The organism is Enterobacter cloacae complex sp. BZL2005, assembly GCF_049238885.1.
Lineage (GTDB): Bacteria > Pseudomonadota > Gammaproteobacteria > Enterobacterales > Enterobacteriaceae > Enterobacter > Enterobacter roggenkampii.
The window spans coordinates 86,513-103,031 of record NZ_JBMKGI010000001.1; the positions used below are offsets into that span (position 1 = coordinate 86,513).

General features: G+C 60.5%; 16 protein-coding genes. 10 read left to right on the forward strand and 6 right to left on the reverse strand.

Going from position 1 to position 16,519, the window contains the following annotated elements:
* Nucleotides 1–9: 9 nt before the first annotated feature.
* The 6 genes from xthA to ACOTXI_RS00470 all read left to right on the forward strand — a co-directional run bounded on the left by xthA (nucleotide 10) and on the right by ACOTXI_RS00470 (nucleotide 6,185).
* The gene (gene xthA / locus ACOTXI_RS00445; protein WP_008500688.1) at nucleotides 10–816 is read left to right on the forward strand and encodes an exodeoxyribonuclease III; all 807 of its coding nucleotides are present in this window, start codon (nucleotides 10–12) and stop codon (nucleotides 814–816) included.
* Between the two features lie 69 nt (nucleotides 817–885).
* Nucleotides 886–1,506: a TVP38/TMEM64 family protein gene (locus tag ACOTXI_RS00450; protein ID WP_227009863.1), complete on the forward strand. Its 621-nt coding sequence runs from the start codon at nucleotides 886–888 to the stop codon at nucleotides 1,504–1,506.
* Nucleotides 1,507–1,521: 15 nt separating this feature from the next.
* The gene (locus ACOTXI_RS00455) at nucleotides 1,522–2,682 is read left to right on the forward strand and encodes an ABC transporter substrate-binding protein (RefSeq protein WP_058654743.1); all 1,161 of its coding nucleotides are present in this window, start codon (nucleotides 1,522–1,524) and stop codon (nucleotides 2,680–2,682) included.
* Nucleotides 2,655–4,184, forward strand: coding sequence for a hypothetical protein (locus ACOTXI_RS00460; RefSeq protein ID WP_058654567.1), 1,530 nt, complete (start codon nucleotides 2,655–2,657; stop codon nucleotides 4,182–4,184). The genes ACOTXI_RS00455 and ACOTXI_RS00460 overlap by 28 nt, the downstream gene beginning before the upstream one ends.
* Entirely contained in the window at nucleotides 4,184–4,804 is a 621-nt protein-coding gene (locus ACOTXI_RS00465; RefSeq protein ID WP_021241061.1) for an ATP-binding cassette domain-containing protein, read from the forward strand. Before ACOTXI_RS00460 ends, ACOTXI_RS00465 begins: the two co-directional genes overlap by 1 nt.
* Nucleotides 4,805–4,877: 73 nt before the next feature.
* Nucleotides 4,878–6,185, forward strand: coding sequence for a sulfurtransferase (locus ACOTXI_RS00470; protein ID WP_058654568.1), 1,308 nt, complete (start codon nucleotides 4,878–4,880; stop codon nucleotides 6,183–6,185).
* On the opposite strand, the gene ACOTXI_RS00475 is transcribed toward ACOTXI_RS00470, so the two are convergent.
* Both ACOTXI_RS00475 and ACOTXI_RS00480 read right to left on the reverse strand, forming a co-directional pair.
* Nucleotides 6,182–6,799, reverse strand: a complete 618-nt coding sequence (locus ACOTXI_RS00475; protein WP_046091713.1) for a CDP-alcohol phosphatidyltransferase family protein — start codon at nucleotides 6,797–6,799, stop codon at nucleotides 6,182–6,184. The two genes, ACOTXI_RS00470 and ACOTXI_RS00475, sit on opposite strands and share 4 nt — an antisense overlap.
* Nucleotides 6,792–7,361 carry a carboxymuconolactone decarboxylase family protein gene (locus ACOTXI_RS00480; RefSeq protein ID WP_058654569.1) on the reverse strand — a complete coding sequence of 190 codons (570 nt, stop codon included), beginning with the start codon at nucleotides 7,359–7,361 and terminating at the stop codon, nucleotides 6,792–6,794. Before ACOTXI_RS00480 ends, ACOTXI_RS00475 begins: the two co-directional genes overlap by 8 nt.
* 75 nt (nucleotides 7,362–7,436) lie before the next feature.
* Here ACOTXI_RS00480 and ACOTXI_RS00485 point away from each other — a divergent pair, with 75 nt between their 5' ends.
* On the forward strand, nucleotides 7,437–7,853 hold the full coding sequence (locus ACOTXI_RS00485) for a pyrimidine (deoxy)nucleoside triphosphate diphosphatase (RefSeq protein WP_058654570.1): 417 nt from the start codon (nucleotides 7,437–7,439) through the stop codon (nucleotides 7,851–7,853).
* On the opposite strand, the gene ACOTXI_RS00490 is transcribed toward ACOTXI_RS00485, so the two are convergent.
* On the reverse strand, nucleotides 7,813–8,091 hold the full coding sequence (locus ACOTXI_RS00490) for a DUF1496 domain-containing protein (protein WP_047071384.1): 279 nt from the start codon (nucleotides 8,089–8,091) through the stop codon (nucleotides 7,813–7,815). The two genes, ACOTXI_RS00485 and ACOTXI_RS00490, sit on opposite strands and share 41 nt — an antisense overlap.
* A gap of 229 nt (nucleotides 8,092–8,320) precedes the next feature.
* Here ACOTXI_RS00490 and gdhA point away from each other — a divergent pair, with 229 nt between their 5' ends.
* Nucleotides 8,321–9,664, forward strand: a complete 1,344-nt coding sequence (gene gdhA / locus ACOTXI_RS00495) for an NADP-specific glutamate dehydrogenase (RefSeq protein WP_008500700.1) — start codon at nucleotides 8,321–8,323, stop codon at nucleotides 9,662–9,664.
* Nucleotides 9,665–9,780: 116 nt separating this feature from the next.
* Here gdhA and ACOTXI_RS00500 read toward each other — a convergent pair whose 3' ends face one another.
* The 3 genes from ACOTXI_RS00500 to ACOTXI_RS00510 all read right to left on the reverse strand — a co-directional run bounded on the left by ACOTXI_RS00500 (nucleotide 9,781) and on the right by ACOTXI_RS00510 (nucleotide 13,410).
* Nucleotides 9,781–11,694: a DNA topoisomerase III gene (locus ACOTXI_RS00500; protein WP_058654571.1), complete on the reverse strand. Its 1,914-nt coding sequence runs from the start codon at nucleotides 11,692–11,694 to the stop codon at nucleotides 9,781–9,783.
* A gap of 4 nt (nucleotides 11,695–11,698) precedes the next feature.
* Nucleotides 11,699–12,742: a selenide, water dikinase SelD gene (gene selD / locus ACOTXI_RS00505; RefSeq protein ID WP_023292697.1), complete on the reverse strand. Its 1,044-nt coding sequence runs from the start codon at nucleotides 12,740–12,742 to the stop codon at nucleotides 11,699–11,701.
* 116 nt (nucleotides 12,743–12,858) lie between these two features.
* Nucleotides 12,859–13,410, reverse strand: a complete 552-nt coding sequence (locus ACOTXI_RS00510) for an NAD(P)H nitroreductase (RefSeq protein WP_045353688.1) — start codon at nucleotides 13,408–13,410, stop codon at nucleotides 12,859–12,861.
* 167 nt (nucleotides 13,411–13,577) lie between these two features.
* On the opposite strand from ACOTXI_RS00510, the gene sppA reads away from it, so the two are divergent.
* Together sppA and ansA are read left to right on the forward strand one after the other, a co-directional pair.
* Nucleotides 13,578–15,434, forward strand: coding sequence for a signal peptide peptidase SppA (sppA, locus tag ACOTXI_RS00515; RefSeq protein WP_058654572.1), 1,857 nt, complete (start codon nucleotides 13,578–13,580; stop codon nucleotides 15,432–15,434).
* Between the two features lie 63 nt (nucleotides 15,435–15,497).
* Nucleotides 15,498–16,514, forward strand: coding sequence for an asparaginase (ansA, locus tag ACOTXI_RS00520; RefSeq protein ID WP_008500705.1), 1,017 nt, complete (start codon nucleotides 15,498–15,500; stop codon nucleotides 16,512–16,514).
* The last annotated feature ends 5 nt before the right edge of the window (nucleotides 16,515–16,519 follow it).

Below are 16,519 nucleotides of genomic sequence, written 5' to 3' on the forward strand. Positions count from 1 at the left end.
GCAGCGACTATGAAATTTGTCTCTTTTAATATCAACGGCCTGCGTGCCCGCCCTCATCAGCTTGAAGCTATCGTTGAGCAACATCAGCCAGATGTGATCGGCCTGCAGGAGACAAAGGTTCACGACGACATGTTCCCCCTCGAAGAGGTGGCGAAACTCGGCTACAACGTCTTTTATCACGGCCAGAAAGGTCACTATGGCGTCGCGCTGCTGACCAAAGCGCCACCGGTCTCCGTGCGTCGCGGCTTCCCGGGCGACGGTGAAGAAGCGCAGCGTCGCATTATCATGGCGGAAGTCCCTTCTGCGATCGGCAATATCACGGTCATCAACGGCTATTTCCCGCAGGGTGAGAGCCGTGACCATGAGACCAAATTCCCGGCGAAAGCGAAGTTTTATCAGGATCTGCAGGACTACCTGACCACCGAACTCAAAAAAGAGAATCCGGTGCTGATCATGGGCGACATGAATATCAGCCCGACGGATCTCGATATCGGTATTGGCGAAGAGAACCGCAAACGCTGGCTGCGCACCGGCAAATGCTCCTTCCTGCCGGAAGAGCGTGAGTGGATGGAGCGCCTGCTGGGCTGGGGCCTGGTGGATACGTTCCGCAATGCCAACCCGGAAACGCAGGATCGCTTCTCCTGGTTTGACTACCGCTCCAAAGGCTTTGACGACAACCGCGGCCTGCGTATCGATCTGCTGCTGGCCAGTTCCCCGCTGGCCGAGCGCTGCATCGAAACCGGGATCGACTACGACATCCGCAGCATGGAAAAACCGTCTGACCACGCGCCGGTGTGGGCTAAATTCAAGCTGTAATGACGCGTGAACCTTTCAAAAACACTCTTCCTGTGCGCCCTTCTGGGCGCCTTTATTCTGGTGTTTATCATGCTTCCGCCGGGAACCCTCTCCCTGGAAGGGATTAAAACGCACCAGCAGGCATTACTCTCCTATGTCGACCACTCGCCGCTGCGCAGCGCGCTGATCTTTTTTGCGGTCTATGTGGCGGTCTCCGCCCTCTCGATCCCCGGCGCGGCGATCCTGACCCTGCTGGGCGGGACGTTGTTTAGCCTGTGGGAAGGCACCGTGCTGGTCTCGTTTGCCTCCACGCTTGGGGCCACGCTGGCGATGCTCGCCAGCCGCTATCTTTTGCGCGACTGGGTGCAACGGCGGTTTGCCAGGCAGATGGGTACGGTGAATACCGGCATGGCGCGCGACGGCGCGGGCTATCTTTTTGCCCTGCGCCTGATGCCGCTGTTCCCGTTTTTCCTGGTGAATTTGCTGATGGGACTGACCCGCATGGGAGTATTTCGCTACTGGTGGGTCAGCCAGGTCGCCATGCTGCCCGCGACGGTGGTCTTTCTCAACGCCGGGCGCGAGCTGGGAAAAGTGACCTCGCTGCGCGATATTTTGTCGCCGGGCATGCTATTCGCCTTTACACTACTGGGGTTATTGCCGTTGGTCACCCGCCGGCTGTTTTCCCGTTATCTCCCGTCTGCTAAAAAGTGAGGCATTATGCGCCGTGTGCGTTTTTGCGCGTTTCTGACCGGGCTGCTGCTGGCGGCCCCTCTGTATGCCGCCGACGGCTGGCAGGCTATTCAGCAACAGGCCAAAGGCCAGACCGTCTGGTTTAACGCCTGGGGCGGCGATCCGGCGGTCAACCGCTATCTGGAGTGGGTCAGCGGCGAGATGCAAACGCACTATGCCATTACCCTTAAAATTGTCCCGCTGGCGGATGCTGCCGACGCGGTAAAACGTATTCAGACCGAAGCCGCCGCGGGACGTAAGACCAACGGCTCCGTTGACCTGCTGTGGGTTAACGGCGAGAACTTCCGCACGCTGAAAGAGGCAAACCTGCTGGAGACCGGATGGGCGCAGACGTTGCCCAACTGGCGCTATGTTGATAGCCGCAAACCGGTTACGGAGGATTTTGCTATCCCCACAGACGGCGCGGAATCGCCGTGGGGCGGCGCGCAGCTGACCTTTATCGCCCGTAAAGCCACCATGCCGACGCCGCCTGTGGATCCTCAGGCGCTGCTGGCTTACGCGCAGCAGCATCCGGGCAAGATCAGCTATCCTCGCCCGCCCGATTTTACCGGCACGGCATTTCTTGAGCAGCTGCTGATGACGCTAACCGCTCACCCGGAGGCGCTGCAAAAGGCCCCCGATAGCACCTTTGCCGAGGTCACGGCCCCGCTCTGGGATTATCTGGACACGCTCCACCCGCTGCTGTGGCGCGAAGGGAAAGATTTTCCCCCTTCTCCTGCTCGGATGGATGCCCTGCTTGCCCGCGGCAGCCTGAATCTGTCGCTGACCTTTAACCCGGCCCATGCGCAGCAGAAAGTGGCGAGCGGCGAACTGCCCGCCGACAGCTATAGCTTTGGTTTTCAGAGCGGGATGCTCGGCAACGTCCATTTTGTGGCGATTCCGGCCAACGCCAGCGCGAGCGCGGGAGCGAAAATAGTCGCCAATTTCCTGCTGTCGCCGCAGGCGCAGATCCGTAAAGCTGACCCGGCCATCTGGGGCGATCCGAGCGTGCTGGATGCGAAAACGCTGCCCGAAGAAGAAGCCAGACAGCTGCTGGCCCACACGCCTCAGGGGCTGCCGGAGGTGCTTGCCGAGCCGCAGTCCGCCTGGGTGAACGCGCTGGAGCAGGAATGGCTGCGTCGTTACGGCACCCGCTGAGCGGGCTCGTCTGGCTGGCGATGGCGGTGATTTATCTGCCGATCCTGCCCGCCGGCGCCATGCTGCTTGCCCCGGCGTTTTCGCTGACAAACTGGCAGCGGCTGCTGAACGATCCGCAGCTCCCGCAGGCGGCCGTCGCCACGCTGGTCTCAACGCTCATCGCCACGCTGGGGGCGTTGTTCATTGCCCTTCTCCTCGTCAGCCTTCTCTGGCCCGGTAAACGCTGGCGACGTCTCACAACCCGCCTGCCGTGGCTGCTGGCGATCCCCCATGTGGCGTTCGCCACCGGCGCGCTACTGCTGTTTGCCGAGGGCGGTCTGTTTTATCAGGTCTGCACCGTCTGTTCGCCGCCGTTTGACCACTACGGCATCGGGCTGGGGCTGACGCTCGCGGTCAAAGAGAGCGCGTTTGTCCTGTGGGCGATTTATGCCGTACTGCCGGAAAAACGGCTCGCGCAGCAGAAGATCGTCCTGCAGACGCTCGGCTACGGGCGTTTTCAGACGCTGAGCTGGCTGATTCTGCCAGCTCTCGCGCCCGTCCTCGGGGCAGTCATGCTGGCGGTGCTGGCATGGTCGCTGTCGGTCGTGGACGTGGCGATCGTTCTCGGGCCCGGCAACCCGCCTACCCTGGCCGTGCTGGCCTGGCAGTGGTTAAGCCAGGGCGACGCGCAGCAGCAGGCAAAAGGGACGCTGCTGTGCCTGCTTCTCCTTCTGCTGCTGGCCGCGCTTGCCGCTCTGGGATACGGACTCTGGAAGGCATGGGTTCGCACACTTGCGGACCTCACCGGAACGCGTCCCCGGTCGCAGCGCGTGCTGCCTGAGCGGGCACTGAGCGGGTTTCTGCCCGCCTGCGGCGTCCTGTGCGCCGCGGTACTGCTGATGCTGGCGCAACGGGATGACGTTGGCCCGGTGGGAACCAGCCTTTCCTTCGGTCTGCTTTCAGCCCTGATTGCCCTGGTCGTCGGGTTACTCTGGCTGGAGTGGGGCCCGCAGCGCGGCACGCTGTGGGTATGGTTACCGCTCGCCCTTCCGGCCCTCCCGCTCGTCACCGGCCAGTATGCCATTGCGTTGCACCTGGGCATCGACGGGCACTACGCCGCCGTGCTCTGGAGCCACCTTCTGTGGGTATTGCCGTGGATGCTGCTGGTGCTGCAACCCGCCTGGCGCCGGATCGATTCCCGGCTTATCCTCACCGCCAGAACGCTCGGCTGGCGGCGGACAAAAATCTTTTTACTGTTGAAATGCCCGCTGCTGGTGCGCCCTGCGCTACTGGCCTTTGCCACCGGCTTTTCCGTCAGCATGGCGCAATACATGCCGACGCTGTGGCTGGGCGCGGGGCGTTTCGCCACGCTGACCACCGAAACCGTCGCGCTCAGCAGCGGGGGCAGCATCCCGATTCTCGCTAACCGGGCGCTGGGATTACTGCTGGTCACGGGCACGGTATTTGGTCTTGCCGCCCTGCTATCCCGGCTCGTGGGCCGCTACCGACAAGGGTTACGTTAATGCTGAAGGTAAAAAATCTCACCATCGAACCGCTTTTCCGCGAGGTCAGTTTTTGCGTGCCCCGCGGGGAGATCGTCACTCTGATGGGGCCGTCCGGCAGCGGAAAGTCGACCCTTTTTGCCTGGATGGTCGGCGCGCTGTCAGACGATTTCCAGGCGCGGGGCGAACTGTGGCTCGACGCGCGTCGCTGCGACGCGCTTCCCGTGGAGTCCCGCGGGCTGGGTATTCTCTTTCAGGACGCGCTGCTGTTCGACCAGTTCAGCGTCGGGCAGAATTTGCTGCTGGCGCTGCCCGAGCGCATCGCCGGGCGCGCGCGTCGGGAGGCGGTCGCGCAGGCGCTGGATTCCGCCGGGCTGAGCGGCCATTACGCCAGCGATCCGGCCACCCTCTCCGGCGGGGAGCGTGCCCGGGTCAGCCTGCTGCGGGCCCTGCTCGCGGAGCCGCAGGCGCTGCTGCTGGATGAACCGTTCAGCCGCCTCGATAAAGCGTTACGGGCCACGTTTCGGGCATGGGTATTTGACACCGTCCGTGCGCGCAATATTCCGGCGGTGCTGGTCACGCACGATGAGGACGATATTCCACCCGGCGGCGAGCTGATTGAGATTTCTCGCTGGCAATAATGTGCTAACGCAATGTTTTCCGTTTCGGGAGAGACGACAATGCCCCCCTCTTTTACTGACGTCAGGTTATTCGATGAAACGTGTTTCTCAACTGACCGCGCTGGCCCTGCTCTGCGGCCTCGCTTCTTTTTCCTCGCTGGCGGCTGATATGCCCAACGCCATCACGCTGTCTCAGCTTCAGGCACAGCACGGCACGCCTGTAGACACACGCGCCAGCGCCTTCTATAACGGCTGGCCGCAGACGCTTGGCGGCCCCTCCGGGCATGAAACCGCCGCGCTCAACCTTGCTGCCGCCTGGCTCAGCGCCATGAGCGACGAGCAGATTGCGCTGTGGGCAAAACAGCATCAGCTTACCCCTGCGACGACCATCGCCCTGTACGGCGACGAGAACGATAACCAGGCGGTGAAAGCCCGCCTGGAGAAAGCCGGGTACCGCCACGTTTCGCTGCTCAGCGATGCTCTGCAGACGCCCGAGCGCCTTCAGCGTCTGCCTCACTTTGAACAGCTGGTTTACCCGCAGTGGATCCACCGGCTCCAGCAGGGTAAACCCGTGGCTGCCGCACCGGCGGGCGACTGGAAAGTGATTGAGGCCGCCTGGGGTGCACCGAAGTTTTACCTGCTGAACCACATTCCCGGCGCGGGCTATATCGACACCAACGAGGTGGAAAGCGAACCGCTGTGGAATAAAGTCTCCGACGACAAGCTGAAAGCGATGCTGGCGAAGCACGGGATCCGTCACGATACCACCGTCATTTTGTATGGCCGCGACGTCTACGCCGCCGCGCGCGTGGCGCAGATTATGCTGTATGCGGGCGTGAAGGATGTGCGTATTCTCGACGGCGGCTGGAAGGCGTGGTCAGATGCAGGCCTGCCGGTTGAGCGCGGTACGCCCGGTAAAGTGACGCCCGCCCCCGATTTCGGCGCGCCGATCCCCGGTCAGCCGCAGCTGATGGTGGATATGGAACAGGCGCGCGGCATGCTGCACCGTCAGGATGCCTCTCTGGTCAGCATACGCTCGTGGCCGGAGTTCATCGGCGAAACCAGCGGCTACAGCTACATCAAGCCAAAAGGTGAAATTGCCGGTGCCCGCTGGGGTCACGCGGGCAGCGATGCCACCCACATGGAGGATTTCCATAACCCGGATGGCACCATGCGCAGCGCTGACGACATCGCCGCCCAGTGGAAGCGCTGGAATATTCTGCCGGAACAGCACGTCGCGTTTTACTGCGGCACCGGCTGGCGGGCGTCTGAAACCTTTATGTACGCCCGGGCGATGGGCTGGAAGAATATCGCCGTCTATGACGGCGGCTGGTACGAATGGAGCAGTCATCCGCAGAACCCGGTGACGACCGGTGAGCGCGGGCCTGAAAGCGCGCGCTAAGGATTAAGTGACTTCAGCGTCACGTAGCCGCTCCAGATGCGCGTTGTGGTGGTCAGCCAGCACAGCGCGCCGAATACCCACGCGAAGAGCGTAAAGTGCGCAGGAAAAAGGCAGCACAGCACAAACAGCGCGATGGTCTCCGTCCCTTCCGTTAACCCGCCGATGTAATAAAACGACTTGTGCGCATAGCCGGGGTTGTCGATGTCGTGCTTCGCGGCCAGGGCCGCAAACGCCAGAAAACTGCTGCCGGTCCCGATAAACGCGAACAGCAGCCAGGCGGCTGCCAGCGCATTTTCCGTCGGTGCTGCCAGCGCAAAGCCAAACGGCACCAGGGCGTAGAACAGAAAGTCGAGCGCGATATCGAGAAATCCCCCCGCATCGGTCAGGCCTCTGCGGCGCGCCAGCGCCCCGTCCAGACCGTCCAGCAGGCGGTTAAGCACGATGGCGACCAGCGCCGCCGGATACCAGCCGAGGGCCAGAAACGGCAGCGCCAGCACGCCGATGGCAAACCCGGTCAGGGTCAATCCGTCTGGCGTGATGCCCGGCCTGTCCAGCACGGAGACCAGACGATTCAGAGCCGGTTTTATCCGCGGGTGAAAATGGCGATCAAGCATGGGGCGTCTCGTTAAAGGTGGCGCACAACCCCTGCGCCGGAATATCCAGCGCGGCGTTAAAGCGGGCAGAGAGATTCTGAAAGGCAATGAGCGCCGTCATCTCGGTGATGGCGTCATCCGTAAAGTGGCGCTTCAGCGCCGTTCTGATGGCCTCATCCGCCCGGGGCGGCGTGGCGGTCACCGCCTCGGCGTAGGCCAGCGCCGCGCGCTCCTGCTCCGTGAACAAGGCAGAACCCTGCCAGTCGCTCACGGCCTGCACCTTATCCAGCGCCCCGCAGCGCTCGGCCAGCCGCAGGCTGTTGGCATCAATACAGAAAGCGCAGTGGCAGAGCTGGGACACCCGCGTCATGAGCAGCGAACGCAGCACGGGTGACAGGCGCGCGCGACGACGCTCCAGAAAACCGACGAACAGCGCCACCAGCCAGAACAGACGCGGCATGCGCCCCCACCAGCGCGTGGGATTCAGCACGGCGCCAAAATGCTTTTTCTGCATCACGGCAATGGGTTTAAGGCTGGCGGGAAGGGATTCGATAGGGGCAACCCAGGCGGTGGTCTCTTTCACCTGATTCTCCTGATAGCTGGACTCTGAGAAAGGGCACGATAATATGTCTTTTTTCGCCATCAATTATTGACGACCATGCTGAAAACACTCGATGTCGTTGCCGCCATCATCGAAAAAGACGACAAAATTTTACTGGCGCAGCGCCCTGCCCACGCCGACCAGCCGGGCATGTGGGAATTTGCAGGCGGCAAAGTCGAGGCGGGTGAAACCCAGCCCGAGGCGCTTATCCGCGAGCTGCGCGAAGAGTTGGGTATTGAAGCGCTGCCCGCGCAATACGTGGCAAGCCACCAGCGTGTAGTCTCGCAGCGCTTAATCAACCTGCACGCCTGGCACGTTCCTGCGTTTAGCGGCGAGCTCACGGCGCACTACCACAGCGCGCTGGCGTGGTGTACGCCTGAAGAGGCGTTTGGCTACGCCTTAGCCCCCGCGGATATTCCCCTGCTGGAGGCGTTTATTGTTTTACGCGACGCCAGACCAGCGGGTTCGTGCTGATGGCGCGCTCGTCGCGCTGGCACTGCAACAGCACGCCCTCCGCTTTCACCACGGCCCCTTCCGAGTAGTTCTGATTCTGATAGATGCAGCACTGATTACAGGGTTGCACCGTTTGATTCTGGCCGCTGGAGGTAAACACTTCCGGCGGCACATTCACTTCCACATCCGGGCGAATGCGGTCAGCCTGCGCGCCTGCGGTAAAAATCGCACATAATGCGGTAAGTACATAACGGTTCATAGACACATCTTCCTGTTGTTCCCTTGATAATGACTATAACGGTAAACCCGCGCGGAACCTTTAATTTATCTCGTCATCGCTTTTGGTTATGACGCAGCACCTGTCATTAATTTCCCTTTCGTCCTGAATTTCTGCTTGCTACACAAAGCGGTACGGGTGGTATAGTCAAAAAAACAACACAAAACGCATAAGTCATATACAAACATTATTATAAGAGGTTCTTATATCTATGGATCAGACACGCTCTCTGGAAAGTTTCCTTGCCCATGTTCAGCAGCGCGACCCGCACCAAAGCGAGTTTGCCCAGGCCGTGCGTGAAGTGATGACCACCCTGTGGCCCTTCCTTGAACAAAACCCGCGCTATCGCCAGATGTCGTTGCTCGAACGCCTGGTCGAGCCAGAGCGCGTGATCCAGTTCCGCGTGACCTGGGTGGACGATCGCAATCAGGTGCAGGTTAACCGCGCGTGGCGCGTCCAGTTTAACTCCGCCATCGGCCCGTTTAAGGGCGGTATGCGCTTCCACCCTTCCGTGAATTTGTCGATTCTGAAATTCCTCGGCTTCGAGCAGACCTTTAAAAACGCACTGACCACGCTGCCCATGGGCGGCGGAAAAGGCGGCAGCGATTTCGACCCGAAAGGCAAAAGCGAAGGTGAAGTGATGCGTTTCTGCCAGGCGCTGATGACCGAACTCTACCGTCACCTCGGCCCGGACACCGACGTGCCTGCCGGTGATATCGGCGTGGGCGGACGTGAAGTGGGCTTTATGGCCGGGATGATGAAAAAGCTTTCCAACAACAGCGCCTGCGTCTTTACCGGCAAAGGGCTGTCGTTTGGCGGGAGCCTGATCCGCCCGGAAGCGACCGGGTACGGCCTGGTTTACTTCACAGAGGCCATGCTCAAGCGTCACGGCTTAGGCTTCGAAGGCATGCGCGTAGCCGTTTCCGGCTCCGGTAACGTGGCGCAGTACGCGATTGAAAAAGCGATGCAGTTTGGCGCTCGCGTGGTGACCGCCTCTGACTCCAGCGGAACGGTGGTGGATGAAGCGGGCTTCACGGCAGAGAAGCTGGCGCGCCTGTGTGAAATCAAAGCCAGCCGCGATGGACGCGTAGCGGATTACGCCCGGGAGTTTGGCCTGACCTACCTCGAAGGTAAACAGCCGTGGGGCGTGCCGGTGGATATCGCCCTGCCGTGCGCCACGCAGAACGAGCTTGATGCTGAAGCCGCGCGCACGTTAATTAGCAACGGTGTAAAAGCGGTCGCCGAAGGGGCAAACATGCCGACCACGATCGACGCGACGGACCTGTTCCTGGAGGCAGGCGTGCTGTTTGCACCGGGCAAGGCCGCCAACGCGGGCGGCGTGGCAACCTCCGGCCTCGAAATGGCGCAAAACGCCGCGCGTCTCGGCTGGAAGGCGGAGAAAGTGGATGCGCGCCTGCACCATATCATGCTGGATATTCACCACGCCTGCGTGGAGTACGGCGGTGAAGCATCGCAAACCAACTACGTGCGTGGGGCGAATATCGCCGGGTTCGTGAAGGTGGCGGATGCGATGATTGGGCAGGGTGTGATTTAAAGTTTCGCGGCATTCTCGCCCTGTAGGCCCGGTAAGGCGTAGCCGCCACCGGGCTTTTTTCAGGCCGCAGAGCGGCTTTTCGCCGGGTGGCGGCTTCGCCTGACCCGGCCTACGGGTTAAGAGGCGGCCGCGCTCTTTTTCTTTTTAAACGGTTTCTTCGCGCCACCACCGGGTGCAACCATCCCTCTGAACGTTTTCACGGGCGTGCTGCGCGCCTGATCGATCAGCTGGTAAAGCGTCCCCACCAGCGGCTGCATAAAGTCCTGATAGCGGCACTGCTTCTCGCTGATCTGCGTCAGCACCGATTCCCAGTGCGCGGTCATGTCCGGCCTGGCGGCCAGCTCCGGCAGGGAGTGAATCAGCGCGCGGCCCGGCTCGGTCGAATGGATATAGCGCCCCTTTTTCTCAAGAAAACCGCGCTTAAAGAGCAGCTCGATGATCCCCGCGCGGGTCGCCTCCGTACCCAGACCGTCGGTGGCGCGCAGGATCTTCTTCAGATCTTTATCCTGCACGAACCGGGCGATCCCGGTCATAGCCGACAGCAGCGTCGCATCGGTAAAATGGCGCGGCGGCTGGGTCTGGCGTTCCACCACTTCCCCTTTCTCGCACAGCAGCTCGTCGTCTTTGGCGACCACGGGCAGCGGCGTGCCGTCGTTCTCTTCGTCACGCTCTTTGTTGCCAAGCAGCGTGCGCCAGCCTGCTTCCGCGAGGAAACGGGCTTTGGCGATAAACTTCCCTTTTGCGATTTCCAGCTCGATCACGCATTTGCGGAACACCGCGTCCGGGCAGAACTGCATCAGGTACTGACGAGCGATCAGGTTGTAGACCTTCGCTTCGTTATCCGTCAGGTTGACGCTGCTGGCGCGCGCCGTCGGGATAATCGCGTGGTGGGCGTCCACCTTTTTGTCGTCCCAGCAGCGGTTATGGGTGTCCGGGTTCACCACCGGCTGCGGCAGCAGATCCGGCGCGTGCACGCTAATGGCGTTCATCACCGAATGACGACCGGCAAAATGCTCTTCCGGCAGGTAGCGGCTATCCGAACGCGGATAGGTGATCAGCTTGTGGGTTTCATAGAGCTTCTGGCAGATGTCCAGCACGTTCTGCGCGCTGAGGCCAAAGCGCTTCGCGGCCTCAATCTGCAGGGCCGACAGCGAGAACGGCAGCGGCGCGGGTTCTGATTCCCGTTTATCGTTATAGCTGGTGACGATAGCGGGCTGTCCGGTAATGCGGTTAACCACATGATCCGCCAGCGGACGGTGCAGCAAACGCCCCTCTTCATCCTGATATGACTCGCAGGCATCGCTCGGCTGCCAGACGGCGGTAAAGCGTTCGTCTTTAGGCGTGACGATATGCGCTTTCACTTCAAAGAAATCTTTGGCGACGAAGTTCTCAATCTCTTCATCACGACGCACGACCAGCCCCAGCACCGGCGTCTGCACGCGCCCCACGGAGAGCACGCCCTGATAGCCCGCGTTGCGCCCGAGGATGGTGTAGGCGCGGGTCATGTTGATGCCGTACAGCCAGTCCGCGCGCGCGCGGGCCAGCGCGGAGACGCACAGCGGGATAAATTCGCTATTGGCGCGCAGGCGCGAGATCGCACGCTCCACCGCCTGCGGGTTGAGGTCGTTGATCAGACAGCGCTGCACCTGCTGGCGCTTTTCCGGCGCCAGCTCCAGATAGTCCAGCACCTCATCCACCAGCAGCTGTCCTTCCCTGTCCGGGTCACCCGCGTGCACGATTTCTTCGGCTTCATGCAGGAAGCGCTTGATCACGTTGAGCTGTTTGGTCACCGAAGGTCGGGGCTGCAGGCGCCATTTTTCAGGCACGATGGGCAGATCGTTCAAATTCCAGCGGGCGTAGCGGCTGTCATAGACATCCGGCTGCGCCTGCTCAAGCAGGTGACCGATACACCAGGTAACCACCTGCCCGTTACCGCATTCGATAAAGCCGTCGCCTTTGCGATGCGGCTTGGGCAGCACATCGGCAATGGCACGGGCCAGGCTCGGCTTTTCGGCAATAAACAACCGCATCGAATTAACGGATCTCAATCATCGGTCGGCCACCGCGCGCGGTCACCAGCTCGCCGATCGCCGTCAGGGTAATGCCGAACTCGGCGGCCGTGGCCTGAACCTCGGCTTCGGATTCCGGCGTGACCGCCAGCAGCAGGCCGCCGGAGGTTTGCGGATCGCACAGCAGGTTGCGCCATTCTTCTGGCATTTCGCCCATCAGGTGACCATAGCTGGCGAAGTTACGCTGGGTACCGCCCGGGACCGCGCCCTGAGCAATATACTCTTCCACGCCCGGTAGCTTCGGCACGTCCTGATACCAGACCTGCGCCTGCACGCCCGCGCCCTGACACACTTCGGAGAGGTGCCCCAGCAGACCAAAACCGGTCACGTCGGTCATCGCCTTCACGCCGTCGATATTGGCGAACGCCGCACCCGCGAGGTTCATCTGGCACATGACTTCGGTTGCCAGCCCTATGTGCTCAGGCTTCAGCAGGGATTTTTTCTCGGCGGTGGTCAGCACACCAATGCCCAGCGGCTTGGTGAGGAACAGCTTGCAGCCCGCCTGCGCGGTGCTGTTGCGCTTCACGCGCTCGGTCGGGACCACGCCGGTAACGGCCAGGCCGAAGATAGGCTCCGGCGCATCGATAGAGTGACCACCGGCCAGCGCAATCCCCGCCTGCTGGCAGGCGAAACGGCCGCCATCAATCACTTCACGGGCTACTTCCGGCGGGATGGTGTTGATCGGCCAGCCCAGAATAGCGATCGCCATAATCGGTTTGCCGCCCATGGCGAAGATATCGCTGATGGCGTTAGTGGCCGCAATACGCCCGAAATCGAACGGGTTGTCGACAATCGGCATAAAGAAGTCGGTGGTGCTGATAATGCTGGTGCCGTTACCCAGGTCATAAACCGCTGCATCGTCACGCGTTTCGTTACCGACAAGCAGGTTCGGGTCGACAAACTTCGCCTGTTCGCTGTGCAGGATGGTCTCCAGCACTTTCGGGGAAATTTTACAACCGCAACCGGCTCCGTGGCTGTACTGCGTTAAACGAATGGTTTGCTCGCTCATGGACGTCTCCTGTCATCTCAATCGCGCTATGGTAGCGCTCATTCCATAAAGAGGTAAGTATGACTGTCTGAATTCTGCGGCAGATGCTCAGAATCCAGACAGTTTAGCGCGCGCTATCAGAAACGGCTGACGAAAGGCGTGGTGTCCGGCACGCTGATGGTGCTGGAGGCTTTAAGCTGCGGAGTACCGAGATAGAGGAAACCGACAATTTTGTCATGCTCACCGCAGCCAAAACCGTCCCGGACCGCCGGGCTTTCGGTCAGCGCACCGGTGCGCCAGATGCCGTTGAAGCCTTGCGCGACGGCGGCCATCTGCATCGCCATCACCGCACAGCCCGCAGACATTTCCTGTTCCCAGACCGGGACTTTATGATCCGCCTGGCATTTTGCCACGACAGCAATGATCATCGGGGCGCGGAACGGGGCATTACGCGCCTTATCGATTCCTTTCTCATCCTGCCCTGCGGCCACCGCCCCCTGCTCCAGCAGTTTACTGAAACGATCGCGGCCTTCGCCTTCAATCACAAAGAAGTGCCACGGCTGCAGCGTGCCATGATCGGGGGCACGCATGCCGGCACGCAGAATGTTCTCCAGCTGCTCGCCTGCCGGGGCAGGTTCGGCCAGACGGGAAGCGCTACGGCGGTTAACAAGCAGTTCGAGTGCGTCCATTGGTTAACTCCTTTCTTGAAATTTACTCACAAAATTAACACGACGGCAGATTTTGTTACAGCCTGGCAGGCGATTCCTGCTGACAAGTGGCGGTTGGGTCATTACGATAACCCAACATTACCGTCCAGTGGCGACGGAAACAGTCATTTTCTGGTTAGGGAGAATACATGCGAACCCTTTGGCGAATTATTGCCGGTTTCTTTAAATGGACGTGGCGACTGCTCAACTTCGTCCGCAACCTGGTGATGAACATCTTCTTCATCTTCCTGGTTCTGGTTTGCGCGGGCATCTGGATGCACATCAGCAACGCAAATCAGGCGCAGCATTCGACTCGCGGGGCCCTGTTACTCGATATCACCGGCGTCATCGTTGATAAACCGTCAGCCAGCAACCGTCTGGGTGTGATCAGCCGTCAGCTGTTTGGCGCCACGTCTGACCGCCTGCAGGAAAACTCCCTGTTCGATATCGTCGATGCCATCCGTCAGGCCAAAGATGACCGCAACATCACCGGCATCGTGCTGGATCTGAAAGATTTTGCCGGCGGCGATCAGCCGTCTATGCAGTACATCGGTAAAGCGCTGCGCGATTTCCGCGACAGCGGCAAGCCGGTCATTGCCGTGGGCGACAGCTACAGCCAGGGGCAATATTATCTGGCGAGCTTCGCCAATAAAATCTGGCTCTCCCCGCAGGGTACGGTCGATCTGCACGGCTTTGCCACCAACGGCCTGTACTATAAATCGCTGCTCGATAAGCTGAAGGTCACCACCCACGTCTTCCGCGTCGGCACGTATAAATCCGCCGTGGAGCCGTTTATTCGCGACGATATGTCACCTGCCGCCCGCGAAGCGGACAGCCGCTGGATTGGCGAGCTGTGGCAGAACTATCTCGGCACCGTTGCCGCGAACCGTCAGATTACGCCTGAGCAGGTGTTCCCTGGCGCGCAGGGCGTGTTCGAAGGCCTGCGTAAGGTTGACGGCGATACCGCGAAATACGCGCTCGATAACAAACTGGTTGATGCCCTGGGCACCAGCGCCGAGATTGAAAAATCCCTGAGCAAACAGTTTGGCTGGAGCAAAGAGGACAAAAATTACAGCGCCATCAGCATGTATGATTACTCGACGAAGAAACCTGATGAGAACGGGGACAGCGTCGCGGTGGTCTTTGCTAACGGTGCGATCATGGACGGTCAGGAGACCCCGGGGAACGTGGGCGGCGATACCACCGCGTCACAAATCCGCGATGCGCGCCTCGATCCGAAAGTGAAGGCGATTGTTCTGCGGGTCAACAGCCCTGGCGGTAGCGTCAGCGCCTCCGAAGTGATCCGCGCTGAACTGGCCGCGGCCCGCGCCGCCGGTAAGCCGGTCGTCGTCTCAATGGGCGGAATGGCCGCCTCCGGGGGGTACTGGATCTCCACGCCAGCCAACTACATCGTGGCGAACCCAAGCACGCTCACCGGCTCGATTGGCATCTTCGGGGTGATCAATACCGTAGAGAACAGCCTGGATTCTCTGGGCGTGCATACTGACGGCGTAGCGACTTCTCCGCTCGCGGATGTCGCGGTGACCAAATCCCTGCCGCCGGAAGTCTCTGAGATGATGCAGCTCAGCATTGAGAACGGCTATAAACGCTTTATCACCCTGGTCGCCGACTCGCGCAAAAAGACGCCTGAGCAGATCGACCAGATTGCGCAGGGCCACGTCTGGACCGGTCAGGATGCGAAGAGCAACGGACTGGTGGACAGCCTGGGCGACTTCGATGACGCGGTGAAGAAAGCCGCCGAACTGGCGAAGCTGAAGCAGTGGCATATCGAGTATTACCAGGACGAACCGTCGTTCTTCGATATGGTCATGGACAGCATGTCCGGCTCGGTACGCGCCATGCTGCCGGAGGCGCTGCAGGCTTACCTGCCTGCGCCGGTCGCCACGGCGGCAAAAGCGATGAAGGCAGAAAGCGATAAGCTTGCGGCCTTTAACGATCCACAGAGTCGTTACGCGTTTTGCCTGACCTGCGCGAACGTCCGTTAAAAACCGTCCCCTCTTCCTACGAAGAGGGGATTTTTTTCTTTTGAAGAACAAGAACTCACTACCATGCAGAAGAAATCGATTTATGTAGCCTACACTGGCGGTACCATCGGTATGCAGCGCTCTGAAAACGGCTATATCCCCGTCTCCGGCCACCTGCAGCGTCAGCTTGCGCTGATGCCCGAATTCCACCGTCCGGAAATGCCTGACTTCACCATCCACGAATACGAGCCGCTGATGGACTCCTCCGACATGACGCCGGAAGACTGGCAGCACATCGCGGATGATATTAAAGCCCATTACGACCAGTACGACGGCTTCGTGATCCTGCACGGTACCGACACCATGGCATTTACCGCCTCGGCGCTCTCCTTCATGCTGGAGAACCTGAGCAAGCCGGTTATCGTCACCGGATCGCAAATTCCGCTGGCGGAGCTGCGCTCTGACGGGCAGATCAACCTGCTGAACTCCCTGTACGTGGCGGCGAATTACCCGATTAACGAAGTGTCTTTGTTCTTTAACAACCGTCTTTATCGCGGTAACCGCACCACCAAAGCCCACGCCGACGGCTTTGACGCCTTTGCCTCACCCAACCTGCAGCCGCTGCTGGAGGCCGGGATTCATATCCGTCGTCTGGGAACCCCTCCTGCGCCGAACACCGCGGGCGAGCTGATTGTGCATCCGATTACTCCGCAACCGATTGGCGTGGTGACCATTTATCCGGGTATCTCTGCGGACGTGGTGCGTAACTTCCTGCGCCAGCCGGTGAAAGCGCTTATCCTGCGCTCCTATGGCGTGGGCAATGCGCCGCAAAACGGCGAGTTTCTGAAAGAGCTTCAGGAAGCCAGCGAACGTGGAATTGTGGTGGTGAACCTGACCCAGTGTATGTCCGGTAAAGTGAATATGGGCGGCTATGCCACCGGCAACGCGCTGGCGCATGCGGGCGTGATCAGCGGTTTCGATATGACCGTTGAGGCAACGCTGACTAAACTTCACTATTTACTGAGTCAGGATCTGGACATTCAGTCCATTCGCAGCGCGATGATGCAAAACCTGCGCGGCGAACTGACGCCTGACGAATAAGGAGG